Origin of the sequence: Alicyclobacillus kakegawensis NBRC 103104, assembly GCF_001552655.1 — a bacterium.
Lineage (GTDB): Bacteria > Bacillota > Bacilli > Alicyclobacillales > Alicyclobacillaceae > Alicyclobacillus_G > Alicyclobacillus_G kakegawensis.
Map to the genome: position 1 here is coordinate 21,142 of NZ_BCRP01000027.1, position 12,013 is coordinate 33,154.

At 49.1% G+C, this 12,013-nt stretch carries 10 protein-coding genes, 1 pseudogene and 2 riboswitches; of the genes and pseudogenes, 2 read left to right on the forward strand and 9 right to left on the reverse strand.

Annotated elements, in window-relative coordinates:
• Positions 1-64 precede the first annotated feature (64 nt).
• The 6 genes and pseudogenes from AK2_RS14490 to AK2_RS17935 all read right to left on the reverse strand — a co-directional run.
• Positions 65-1,456 carry a sugar porter family MFS transporter gene (locus AK2_RS14490; protein ID WP_067936072.1) on the reverse strand — a complete coding sequence of 464 codons (1,392 nt, stop codon included), beginning with the start codon at positions 1,454-1,456 and terminating at the stop codon, positions 65-67.
• A gap of 628 nt (positions 1,457-2,084) precedes the next feature.
• On the reverse strand, positions 2,085-3,074 hold the full coding sequence (locus AK2_RS14495) for a C-terminal binding protein (RefSeq protein ID WP_083521249.1): 990 nt from the start codon (positions 3,072-3,074) through the stop codon (positions 2,085-2,087).
• A gap of 67 nt (positions 3,075-3,141) precedes the next feature.
• Positions 3,142-4,557 (reverse strand): sodium:solute symporter family protein, encoded by a 1,416-nt coding sequence (locus AK2_RS14500; RefSeq protein ID WP_083521250.1) that lies wholly within the window; start codon positions 4,555-4,557, stop codon positions 3,142-3,144.
• 130 nt (positions 4,558-4,687) lie between these two features.
• Positions 4,688-6,037, reverse strand: a complete 1,350-nt coding sequence (locus AK2_RS14505) for an aspartate aminotransferase family protein (RefSeq protein ID WP_067936086.1) — start codon at positions 6,035-6,037, stop codon at positions 4,688-4,690.
• Between the two features lie 61 nt (positions 6,038-6,098).
• Positions 6,099-7,478, reverse strand: a complete 1,380-nt coding sequence (locus AK2_RS14510) for a sigma-54 interaction domain-containing protein (protein WP_245632927.1) — start codon at positions 7,476-7,478, stop codon at positions 6,099-6,101.
• Between the two features lie 156 nt (positions 7,479-7,634).
• A pseudogene (locus AK2_RS17935) lies at positions 7,635-8,205 on the reverse strand (IS1634 family transposase); the annotation flags it as partial.
• A gap of 89 nt (positions 8,206-8,294) precedes the next feature.
• Positions 8,295-8,360: riboswitch (Fluoride riboswitch) on the forward strand.
• 45 nt (positions 8,361-8,405) lie between these two features.
• On the opposite strand from AK2_RS17935, the gene AK2_RS14520 reads away from it, so the two are divergent.
• Positions 8,406-9,053, forward strand: coding sequence for a TerC family protein (locus AK2_RS14520; RefSeq protein ID WP_067936094.1), 648 nt, complete (start codon positions 8,406-8,408; stop codon positions 9,051-9,053).
• Positions 9,054-9,275: 222 nt separating this feature from the next.
• The gene (locus AK2_RS14525) at positions 9,276-9,920 is read left to right on the forward strand and encodes a cation diffusion facilitator family transporter (RefSeq protein WP_245632929.1); all 645 of its coding nucleotides are present in this window, start codon (positions 9,276-9,278) and stop codon (positions 9,918-9,920) included.
• A 319-nt stretch (positions 9,921-10,239) separates the two neighbouring features.
• Here AK2_RS14525 and AK2_RS14530 read toward each other — a convergent pair whose 3' ends face one another.
• From AK2_RS14530 to AK2_RS14540, 3 genes are read right to left on the reverse strand one after another with little or no spacing between them, the layout of a single operon-like run.
• Positions 10,240-10,929 carry a DUF190 domain-containing protein gene (locus AK2_RS14530; protein WP_157076367.1) on the reverse strand — a complete coding sequence of 230 codons (690 nt, stop codon included), beginning with the start codon at positions 10,927-10,929 and terminating at the stop codon, positions 10,240-10,242.
• Between the two features lie 5 nt (positions 10,930-10,934).
• A complete protein-coding gene (locus tag AK2_RS14535; RefSeq protein WP_067936105.1) occupies positions 10,935-11,300 on the reverse strand; it encodes a fluoride efflux transporter FluC in 366 nt (121 codons plus the stop codon).
• Positions 11,297-11,683, reverse strand: coding sequence for a fluoride efflux transporter FluC (locus AK2_RS14540; protein ID WP_245632930.1), 387 nt, complete (start codon positions 11,681-11,683; stop codon positions 11,297-11,299). Before AK2_RS14540 ends, AK2_RS14535 begins: the two co-directional genes overlap by 4 nt.
• A gap of 53 nt (positions 11,684-11,736) precedes the next feature.
• Positions 11,737-11,802, reverse strand: a riboswitch (Fluoride riboswitch).
• Between the last annotated feature and the right edge of the window lie 211 nt (positions 11,803-12,013).

Here is a 12,013-nt window from a genome sequence, read left to right on the forward strand (position 1 = left end):
GCCACCTGAACAATGGAAAGGGCGCCGGTTTCGCTCCCGGCGCCCGTAAAGGTTAATATCCCCGCTAATTCTTCAGCCAGAACCGCTCAATCTCTTCTAACGACTTGTCCTTCGTTTCAGGCACAAACTTCAGCACGAAGACAAAGGCAACGATGCACAGGAACATGAAAATCCAGAACGATACAGCCCCTCCGATGGAGTGGAGCATCGTCGGGAAGAACTGCGTGACGACCCAGTCCGCCGCCCACAGGAAGACCGTCGCAAGCGACGCCGCCCGAGCGCGGCTGTGATTCGGGAAGATCTCTGGGATCATCACCCAGACAACCGGGCCCATGGAAATTGCGAACGATGCGACATAGCCCAGTATAAAAATTAGGATGAGCGGACCATGCGTAACATGGAAGTAAAACGTGCCGCCAATCAGCAACAGGAAGAGGGTCATGCAACCCGCACCAATCAGCAGCAACGCCTTGCGCCCAATTTTGTCGATCAGCCAGATAGCCAGAAGTGTAAACAGGAAGTTGATGATCCCCACCACGACCGTTTGCGTAAATTGCGCATTCTGGCCCATGCCAGCCGACTGAAAAATAGTCGGCGCGTAATACATGATGGCGTTGATGCCTACAAATTGCTGGAAAATAGCGAGCATAATGCCAATCATGAGCGCCGCACGCAGACCGGGCTTGAACAACTGCGAAAAAGAAGTGTTCCTCTCTTGGCTCAGCGAACGCTTGATCTCGCCGAGCTCATACTCCGCAATCTCACGACCGTTGATCTTCTCAAGCACTTGAAAAGCTTCCTGCTCACGTCCGGATTTTTGCAGCCAGCGTGGGCTCTCCGGCACGACGAAAAGGACGAGAAAAAAGACAATGGCGGGAATGGCGCCGAGGGACAACATCCAGCGCCAACCCGTGGTGACATCCCAGGCGTGTGTCCCGGAACCCGCCACGGCCGCGTTCACGAAAAACGTCGCTGCGATGCCGATGACCGTCGCCAGTTGATAAATCGAAGACAAACGCCCGCGGATGTACGGCGGTGACACTTCGGAGATGTAGGTGGTGGACAGTACAGAGGCCATCCCAATCCCAATCCCACCGACAATACGCGCTACTACGAGCCACGTCACCGTATTCGTGAAACCAGACCCGACCGCCGCGAGGGCAAACAGGACAGCGGCCATGGCAAGCACTTTCTTACGACCTAGCCAGTCGCTTAGGAAACCTGAGACCAGCACCCCAATGATACCGCCAATGAGTATGGCCGCCGTCACAAATCCCTGCATGAACGTGCTCAGCCCGTAGAACTCTCCCAAAAATCCAATCGCTCCGGAAATCACAGCCGTATCGTAGCCGTAGAGCAATCCCCCCAGGGCTGCGGCGGAGGAAATCAGGATCACAAACAAATTGGCGAACTGTCGAACGCGGATTGTGCTGCCTTGACTAAGCTGATGTTGCAATGAATGTCACTCCTATGCTGACGGGTTTAACCATTGCGCTCCCTCTTGGGCGTTGATCAGGGTTGCGACTATCGCAGCATGTGCGCTTTCATGGGACACCGCCATGCAGATGTGTGCGCTTCCCAAATCTACACCTATGGAATGTATGTGATCAAGTTTACACAGCATGTAAACGGATACAACAAACATGAATTACATATAATAGTATATCTTGAAACCCCGTATGGCTAGAAATGTGAACGACGTTGAACAGTCGCTCGCATTCTACCGCGCTTTTTTGCCTGGAACCGGTCCGAGTTCACCTCATACGAAATTTGATGTCGCACAACCACCGCTGAATTTTACCCACAATCAGCGTACTACAAGGATGCTGGAACGCGCGCTGTGCTCCAGCCGGGATCCACTTCCTATTGCGCGAGGTAACGTCGATGAACTCCAAAAGGGGCGTCGGTCTCGTTGCCGACGCCCGTAAAAGGTCGCCCCATCCAGTAAGGAGAGACAGCATGATTTATTTGACGTTGCCACCAAAATCGTATGGGATCAACTTTTGCATAACCAATGCGCGATCCGCATTGGATCGCGCCAAGTTTCACCTGACAAGGACCGTAGCTAACAAGATGTGGTCTTGTCACAAAACATATCTAGTGTCCTTATTTACAGCGTGTGGTACTGGTCTTCCAATGATGCCATTGATGACACTTTCGCATGCCATTCGCTTTAACTCAATTACGGATTCTCTAGACAAATAAGCCGCATGAGGTGTCACTAAGACTTCTTCCATGCTTAATAATGGATGGCTGGGTGTAGGCGGTTCTATTTCAAACACGTCAAGTGCTGCGCCTGCGAGATGACCGTCTTTGATGAGCCGGCATAAGTCTTGTTCCCGGATGATTCCTCCCCGGCTCGTATTGATCAAAAACGCCCCTCGCGGCAACATCTGCAGTCGTTCAGCATTCAGAAGATGCTTCGTCTCAGAAGTCAGTGGCACATGTAAACTCAGGACGTTGGAACGACATAAAAGCTCGTCTAACGAGACGCGTTCGACTCGATGCTCAACAAAGACATTATTCGAAACGTATTCATCATACGCAAGAATGTGGACACCAAATGACCTCAGTTTGCTGGCAACCTGTCGGGCGATCTGGCCGAAACCAAGCAACCCAACAGTGTTTTCACTCAAGCGAGGAATCGGTGGAGCATCGAACGAATCCCAAACGCCAGTCTTGACTCTCTGATTATAGATATGAACTCGACGAGTCACGGCGAGCAGCAGTGCAACCGTGTGATTGGAAACCTCCTCCACACAGTAATCTGGAACATGAGCCACTACAATTCCATGCTGTGAAGCGTATGGAACATCTATCTGGTCAAAGCCAACTCCCAAAGAAACAATGACTTTGCAAGAGTTCAGTCTGCTAATGATGTCGACACCGCAGGAGAAAGTGACCTGAACAATGACACCATCCGCGTACGGACCATAGAGAATCAAATCTTCATGTAGATCTTCCGATCGCGAAACTTTAACATCCACGTTGTGTGCACGGAGAATGGTTTCCTCCAATTGATGATCCTTCCATTCGTCATCTAAGATCCAGACTAAATATCGTCCATCTTTCATGTACGCATCACGCTCTCTGCCCAAAGATAATAATATTTATTTTTATATAAATATTCTATCGTTAACTTCAAGTCGTCTTATTGACACTGGATGGACTGGAGGATACTGAGGACGCGCTTCTTCCGGTTATGAGGGTTAGCCCGACAATACAAACTAAACTGACCATGAATCCGTAAATAATCGGTGTTATCGCATTCAATCCATCGATTCCTAGAGAAACGATAACAACCACGGCAGAGAGAATGATGGAATAGAAGGCCGCTTTGGCAGTGACCTTCTTCCAAAACAAGCCAAGAGCGAGTGGTAGAAAGATGGAACCAGCTAAAATGGCGTATGCAACATCAAGGGCTACAATCACTTGTTGAATCCATGCGGCAAACGCGATTGCGACCACCCCGAGCGCTAGAGTAATCATCCGCGAAACCTGTACAAGTTTTCGTTCTGTAATTCCTGGAAACAGGTGCTTATTGATGATGTCATGGGATATGAGAGTGGATGCAGCAATTAAGGTACCAGAGGCGGTGGACATGATGGCGGAACATAAGCTAGCTAACAAGAGCCCTAATAGGCCCGTCGGGAGAATTGTGAGTGAGAGGCTTGTGAAGGTGCTTTGTGCATCGTTGAGATGAGGGAGAACAACGATGGCGCACATACCGATGATACTTATGGCAATAGCATACAAAATGCTGTATATCCCCGCAGAGATGGTGCCCAATTTTTGTATCACCCCGTTCCTCGCCGTGAACACTCTTTGCATGACGTCTTGAGAAACCACTAAGCCAAGTGTGTAAAGGAAGAAATATTGGACGATGTGCCAAACACCAATGTGTGTCAGATGAAAGTCGGAACGCGGAAGGTGGGATAAGAGTCCCCCCCAACCTCCTGCATTGGAGAGACTGATAGGCAGCATGATAAAGCAAATTCCGACCGTCATGAGGACAAATTGAATAATATCTGTCATCGTCACACTCCACATTCCTCCAAGGAGGGTATAGAAAATCACGACGCCTCCACCAATAATCATTGAAGCAGTCAGATTCCATCCCGCGAGAACGTGCCCAATCGACCCTATAGCAATGATCTGCGTCACTGTATTCATAAGGTCGTAAATGGCGATGACGATGGCCGCAACCAAACCAGACTGTGAATCAAACCGCTTAGCGAGCAACTCACTGATGGTTACTACACGAAAGGGACGAATCCGACCTATGAAGATAAGCCCGATGGCGACAATCCCTAAACCTATCATCACAACAAGCCACATCCCGGAAATCCCGTACTGATATCCTAAGCTAGCCGTTCCAATGGTGGATGCGCCACCCAGGACCACCGCCGAGAGACATCCGACATACCGAAAGAATCCTAAATTGCGGCCAGCTAAGGCGTATTCTTCGGAATTACCCACTTTCTTCACACCTAAGAATCCGACAAATATCATAACTGCAAAATAGAGCACTAAGACAATGATATCTAGTGAATGCATAGTGCGACCTCCTATCATTTATTTGTCTGGAAATAATCGGATACGAATATACATACATAATAAGTCGTATATTATACATTCACACACCATGAGTCTAGTCTCAGTCAGGTTGTGAGGCCCCCTGACAATCTCAGGTTTGGCGTTTCACCGGTACTGTGCTCGCGTGGGAAACACCAATCTCGGCTTCGTATTCGTACAGTGCCTCTTCGAGAAGGTTAAGACCTTCATCAATCTGCTCCTGAGTTACAGTAAGCGGCGGGATCATGCGAATCACTTCACCCGCACTCCCGCAAAGGTAAAAGAGCACTCCCTTGTCCAGGCACCTGTTCAAGATGTTCAATAACCCTTCCCCATTCGGCTCATGGGTGAATGGATTGACAATTTCAATCCCAATCATGAGTCCAATGGAACGGATATCCCCAATTACTGGATGTCGACTTTGGAGTTCGTCTAGTTTTTTTCGAGCATAATTCCCCATGGCCCGACAGTTTTCTAAAAGGTGCTCCTCCTTGAACACCTGTAAGGTTGCCAGAGCTGCCGAACAGCTAATCGGATTTCCTCCAAACGTGGTCCCGTGGCTGCCAAGCGGCCATTGTTGCATCAATTCCTTCGAAGCAACGGTTGCACTCAAGGGGAGCCCAGATGCGATTCCTTTCGCCACGGCCATAATGTCCGGCGTCACTCCGAATGTCTGAGCGGCAAACCACTGCCCGGTACGGCCAAATCCGGTTTGCACCTCGTCAAAGATCAACAGAATGCCGTATCTGTCGCAAATCTCGCGAACTCGCCGCAACCAAGACCGTGGCGGAACAATGTATCCTCCTTCCCCGAGTACAGGTTCGAGAATCATGCATGCGACCTCGTCCGGGGTGACTTGATGCCTGAATAGATCCATGACATCTTGTTCCAACTTATCTGGAAAATAAGATTCGGGATCTTGATCAGATGGGCATTGCCGTGGATCGGCATATGGAAGTTGGTAGGTCAATCCGTTGGGCTGCAAGTATTTTCGATATTTACTTTTCGAAGTGGAAACACTGAGTGCTCCCAGTGATCGCCCGTGAAAACATCCAGTAAACGAAATTACATATGGACGTTGTGTAACATGCTTCGCTAATTTAAGTGCGCCTTCGATGGCTTCAGTTCCGCTATTGGAAAAGAAAAAGCAGTCGAGTCCGTCCGGCATGATCTCGGTCAATTCCTCGGCTAACCGGAGCAATGGTTCATACATAATCACACCCGACGGACCGTGTAACAACTGGTCTGCCGCATCTTTTATGGCTTGCACCACCCTCGGGTGCCGGTGGCCCGTGTTGGTCACAGCAATGCCGGAAGTAAAATCTAAATACCTTTTCCCGTCGACGCCGTAGTAATAAGTCCCCTCCTCTTTCACAACTGGCAAGTTGGGGTGATCCTTCGCCATACTTGGTGCCAATCGATCAGACATTCGCTCGACCAGTTCGATCCAATCTTTTGACATCGAAATTGCTCCCCTCCTTGATGTCATACACCAAGAAGTGAAAGCAAGTTTCATGCCACCGTTAACGAATGTTGTGCTTTTTGAGCTTACGGGTCACAGAAGGTTGACTGATCCCAAGCGCTCGCGCAATTTCCACCATGGTTCGATATTTTCGTCTAGCTTCCAAGAGAACTTGCTTTTCAACCCTGTCCAATATGTCCGGCAATGTTCCATACATGTTCTCGCAATATACAGGGAGACTATTCCGGATGTGACTCGGCAGGTGTTCCATTTCGATTATCGGTAAAGGAGAGATGACCACCAATTGTTCTATCACGTTCATCAATTCACGGACATTGCCTCTCCAGGAATGAGAAGTGAGACACTCAAGCGCCGATCTATCGAACTCACGCGAGCGTCGATGCTTCTTTGTGAATACTCCCAGAAAATGCTCAATTAGAGGAGGGATATCTTCTGCCCGTTCACGTAATGGAGGGATTGTGATTGGGATGACATTCAAACGGAAATACAGGTCCTGTCTAAACCTCCCATTTATGATCATTTCAGAAATATTCTGGTTTGTTGCGGCGATAAAGCGAACATCAACTTGACGACGTGCCGTCCCACCCACGCGATAAAACTGCTTGTCCTGAATAAAATTAAGTAGTTTGATTTGGTGTGTCGGTGTTAGTTCCGCCACTTCATCCAGAAATAATGTTCCTCCGGCCGCCAACTCGGCCAGGCCAACCTTTCCCTTCCGATTGGCACCTGTAAACGCTCCTGGTTCATACCCGAAGAATTCGGCCTCAAAAAGAGACTCAGGAATCGCACCGCAATTCACTTCGATAAATGGACCATTGCAGCGGGAACTTCGACTGTGTATAAACTTTGCCAAATGAGACTTACCGACTCCTGATTCCCCGAGGATCAATACGTTTGCGTCAGTCTCAGCTGCTCGCATAGCGACATCTAGCGTCATCTTCATCGCCCGACTTTGTGCGATGATGCCATCTACTATGTGCACGTGCTTGTGCCGCAGCCAATCGAGTTCACTTTTGACACGCCGCATGTCCTCTTCCATTGTTTTCAAGTATTCCTTAAGTCGCATCAGCTCGGTGACATCGTGCGAATAACTCACGATACGTACCAGTTCCCCGCGGTTGTCAAATACCGGTATCCCTGTGACAAGAAGCTTATTCCCTTGCGCCGTCTTCTGAATAAGCGTAACCTTTTTCCTGTCTTGTACGACCTTGGGAGTCAAAATCGGTGTAAACAACCCTTGCTCTTCGAGGGCGTACACAGACTTACCGAGAAGTTCCGTGTAATCCACCCCATATATTTCACCAGTAGCCTTGCTGGCTTTTAAAATAATGCCGTTTACATCCGTGACAACGATGTCATCTTGTAGCGAATGGAGAATAGCCTCATCCTCATTCCAAGTCTCTTGCATTTGAGCTTCCATGTACCTATCCGCCTTTTTCTAACCTCAATATTCAACTCTGAATCAACCGCGAGTTCATAGGCAGCGCTTGTGACCGATATCAGTAGAGCCCGTTCAGTATTCACTCTAGAATAATATTAAATTCAGATGTGCATATCCAGTTCACACCGAAAACTGTCATAATTTCGTGGCAATAAAGTTAAGCAACAGATCGCAATCCATATCCCGTCTGATCAAAGAGAATAACGCTATCCGCAACGCGCTGAGGATCTCCCGCTGCACGTCGGTTGTTTCTGTGCGCTGCATCACTAACCTCTCCAGCGTTCGCCTCGTCATTTTATGCATCGCCTGCATACGCGAGCGAGCGGATGTCCAGCCATGTCCGGCCGGTTTGATACCGACCATCCGCACCAGCAACAGGGCTAACCAGCACAGCAGTACGTGGGAACGGATCCGCTCGTCCTTGTGGTGGTATAGGGGCCGCAGCTCTAGCGTCGTCTTCAGCGTCCGGAAGGCCGATTCTACTGTCAGCAATTTCTTGTATCCCCACGCTACACCATTCACTGGTAACGTGCCATCCGACGTCGAATGAGGTACTTGCCATCCAAGTGGCTGCTTGCCAGACGGCCTCCAGGGTAAGGCGTGGATTGCTTCATTTGCCCTGCTTAAGGTATCGCTTGTACGTCGGGTGGCTGGTAAAAAGTTAACAGTGCGCCTTGGTGTGTGCCTCCCCTTGAAGCTCTTTCAGAATGCCCGATTGGAAACTCCGTTAACTCCCTTCAAGCGTCGATATTCATACATGTCCCATCCATCACATAGACATGCATTGTCGAAATTAAGATTATAGGCGATGGGGCTCGCCATAACCGTCTATGCGCTTGGACTGATGGCTCCTACCGTGATGGCTTCGTCAGCTCGGTAGGTGCCCGTTTTTATGGAGGGGAACCGATGTCAAACCAACTTCTTGGATTAGGAATAACTAGTCTCGTTGTCGCCATCGACAGTGCATTACTCGCAGGAATGGTTCTACCTTGGACCTCTCGACAGCATAAACAAGAAATCATGATCGTAGTGGGTATTGCCCTCGGTATTACGCAGATTATTTTGACGATATGGGTGGACCAATTCCTCTCGAACGGAATCTTCCGCGTCCTTGTCATCCTGGTGCTGATATGGATATCAATCCGGACGCTGATACCGCAGGCAAGTCGCTCCTACACCAAGATCAGCGTGATGTGGAAGGTGTTCGTGTATACAACACTTGGAAACTTCGACAACATAATCTGGCTGGGTTCGGAACTAGAAGGACAATACTTGTGGCTCATTTGTTTTTCATTGATAACCATTCCAATCTTTATCGTTACTTCACTCTTTCTATCGGATCGATGTGAAAGACACCATTGGATTCGAATACTTGGTTCGGGAATGATGGCATGGGCGGCCGCTGGATTGATTGTTGAGGAGACACCCGTGGGGAAACTCATAGGTGACAATGTTTCCTTTTCATTTTCATTATCACACCTTGCGATTACCTTGTTCATACTCGTCATGGGACTCATTATAAACCTACTCATAATTCGACGGCGGTCTCATTGACGGAATGCACATGTCGGGCTCTGAAAAGAGTGGATGGCATGCCGTCATATGTTCAAGGTACCAAAAAATTATGGGCGCCATCATTCTGTCTCAAGCGTAGCTGGGACATTCACGTCATATGGTACTATCGTTATATCGACATATGAATATGTTGTCGCTAGGTGCGTCAATTACTGTGCTGATGACGTAAAGGAACCAGTGAAAGGGGGAAATTAAGTGTCGATGCATGCGGTTTCGGTCAAAAAGGGCATCTCGATTGAATCGGTATCCATCTTGTGGATGATTATCGAAACGAGTGTCGCTATCGGGGCTGGACTGGTTGCTCATTCCTTGGCACTGGTAGCCTTTGGGGCAGACGGTATCATCGAACTGATTGCCGGCGCAGTCTTGTTGTGGCGATTGACCATTGAAGCAAATGGTGCGAGCTTAGACCGAGTAAAACAAGCCGAAAAGGTGTCATCCTGGGTGGTTGGCATCGCCTTGCTGTTATTAGCCGTTTATATCGTTGTCGCATCCGCTGACAAGTTGTGGACGCATCAAGGCGCGGAGTCCAACTACCTGGGGATTGGCTTGGCTATCGTTTCCGGAATCGTCATGCCTTTTTTGTCATGGGCCAAGAAGCGCATCGGAGCTGAAATCGGGAGTAAAGCTCTTCGAGCCGATGGATCCTGTAGCATCGTCTGTGCGTACATGGCTTGGACGGTTCTTGCCGGTGTGATTTTGATTGCCCTGTTCGGGTGGTGGTGGGTTGACTCTATCGCTGCCCTGGCATTGGTCTACTTCGTCGTCAAAGAGGGATGGGAAGCAATTCAAGAGGCACGGGGCAAAGAAGACGCCTGTGGCTGTGGGGATGACGATTGCTGTTAACAGGTTCAACTGTGCGAGGGCATCCTCCCCCTTGTATTCCCTCTTCTTGACCTCAGAACTACGTTCCACACGGGAAGTGAACCGCTGAAACCGCTCGACAGGCGGATGAAGCAATTCATAAACTACTGGATGGACAACTTATACCATGTCCTGTCGCCGAGTGTACGGACCAAATAGGAAAGAGTCATCAGTCACATGGGGAATCAATTGCGTGAATGCGATACATAGCCAAATCAAATGAATCCATAGGTTTCATTTTTCCTGTCGATCAAAACTTAATTTGCTACTTCCCCAGATCAAAACGGTGCCCAGTAGATTTTTACTCCCTGCTTGTTGGAGCCGAAACGAGTTGTCCGCTCAACAAGATCGCCGGACCCGACGCCGCCTGTATGAAAAGCTTTAATCTCTCCAATATGTAGCCAACCTGCGATGCGGGAAGGACGGCCTCAAGGACGACCGGGGAATGGTTTGCAAACTGAAAGATTTTGGTCTTCCGAATCACGTGGTCTTGACCAAACCCTTCAAGGGCACGAATCACATTCACCCATTGAACATCAAGCTTCTGCAATTCCCGCATAAATGCGTGGTACAGTGGAGTCCCGTTGTAGTCGTCCTCCTCTTTCATAAAGACCTTGAGAAGGGAATCGCTCTGCATTTCGGGGTTCTCTCCTCTCCATCCGCCTTGTTCGACGTCCATCACTTCCGGCATCACAATGGCTTGTCCATGAGCACCCTGAATTTCTTCAAGAAGGTGTTCAAGGATGTCTTGAAGCTCCTTTTCAGTTGCAACGACTTCCATCTTGACTGGGAGTTGCTCCGACATATATTCGGAATGAATATTCTGGATGTGGCCCTGCTTGTCCAGACCTTCTTCACTACGGTAAACGGTGACGCCCGGAGCCCCAGACCGCCAGAGGTATTGAACCACGTCTTCGTAGACCAGTCGGCCAAACAACCCCTTTCTGTCACTCTCATGAAGTAGAATCTGCAATAATCTTCCTTGTCCCAACGCATTCACCCCACATGCTGAATCGACCAAACGAGCAACAATCCACCCAAGAAGGAGCTCCCCAAATAGACGCCTGTCATTACGGGCCTTGATTTCAACCGTTCCATGGCCTCAAAGACCATCGTGGAAAAGGTGGTGAATCCCCCGCAGAATCCAGTACCCAGAAGCGTCCACCAGTCGGGTGCATGATGTACCTTCTCAAGTTCTTCGAAGAACACTCCTAGCAATAGGGTTCCCAGAAGATTGACAGTCCATGTTCCCCAAGGAAATTCACTTTGTGTACGTTGATCAACGACATGACCAATCCCATATCTTGAGAGTGAACCGATAGCAGCCCCAATGCTCACCAGTAGTGGAGTTAACATAGTCATGAGACGGTCTCCCTGGTTCGATGTTCGTGCTTGATCAGGAAAATTGCAATTTGATTACCTAAGTAGGCCAATGCCAAACCGCTAATCAGGCTGCCAAGCCCGTATAAGACGGCCAACACAATGTTCGACGTGATAAGGCTAGAGGTTTCAAAACAGAATGTCGAAAATGTAGTAAAGGATCCAATCAACCCTGTACCGACCCCGGATCGAATCCATGATCGAAGTCCGTTCTCGTCAGCGATGCGATAAAAAAATCCGAGTACGAACGCCCCCGAAAGATTGATGACGAGTGTGGACAGAGGAAAAGAACCGGGCGTCGGAATTAGGATCTCGATGACCCATCTCAGAAATCCTCCGACGAGTCCTCCGAATGCAATGGCCATGAGGTTCACGGGATCCCCCCTTCAATCCACAGAAAATGGCTCCTGCGAATGTGAGATTCGCAGGAGCCATTATCCCGTCTATGTGGGCAGTTATGGTGAGCTCCATCACCAATTCAGTTTGAACTCGCCTCAATTATACCCATCAACGTCCGAGCATGCAAGCACATGTGGACTTTCTACATTCCTCTTTTACACGAGGTTAAGCCCAAGTCACGGAGTTTGCACAAAACTATTGACATACCCTTTGAAGACTCAAAAACAAGCCGACATGAATTTCATTGAGCCTCATGCATTAGCCGCATACTTGCCCCAGAGTCAACCCAGACAGGA

What these genes read in the sequence shown, in the direction of transcription:
- AK2_RS14495 (WP_083521249.1), bottom strand. Translation starts at nt 3,074, where the DNA reads ATGAAAGATGGACGATATTTAGTCTGGATCTTAGATGACGAATGGAAG.
- AK2_RS14500 (WP_083521250.1), bottom strand. Translation starts at nt 4,557, where the DNA reads ATGCATTCACTAGATATCATTGTCTTAGTGCTCTATTTTGCAGTTATG.
- AK2_RS14505 (WP_067936086.1), bottom strand. Translation starts at nt 6,037, where the DNA reads ATGTCAAAAGATTGGATCGAACTGGTCGAGCGAATGTCTGATCGATTG.
- AK2_RS14510 (WP_245632927.1), bottom strand. Translation starts at nt 7,478, where the DNA reads ATGGAAGCTCAAATGCAAGAGACTTGGAATGAGGATGAGGCTATTCTC.
- AK2_RS14520 (WP_067936094.1), top strand. Translation starts at nt 8,406, where the DNA reads ATGTCAAACCAACTTCTTGGATTAGGAATAACTAGTCTCGTTGTCGCC.
- AK2_RS14525 (WP_245632929.1), top strand. Translation starts at nt 9,276, where the DNA reads ATGCATGCGGTTTCGGTCAAAAAGGGCATCTCGATTGAATCGGTATCC.
- AK2_RS14535 (WP_067936105.1), bottom strand. Translation starts at nt 11,300, where the DNA reads ATGACTATGTTAACTCCACTACTGGTGAGCATTGGGGCTGCTATCGGT.
- AK2_RS14540 (WP_245632930.1), bottom strand. Translation starts at nt 11,683, where the DNA reads ATGGCCATTGCATTCGGAGGACTCGTCGGAGGATTTCTGAGATGGGTC.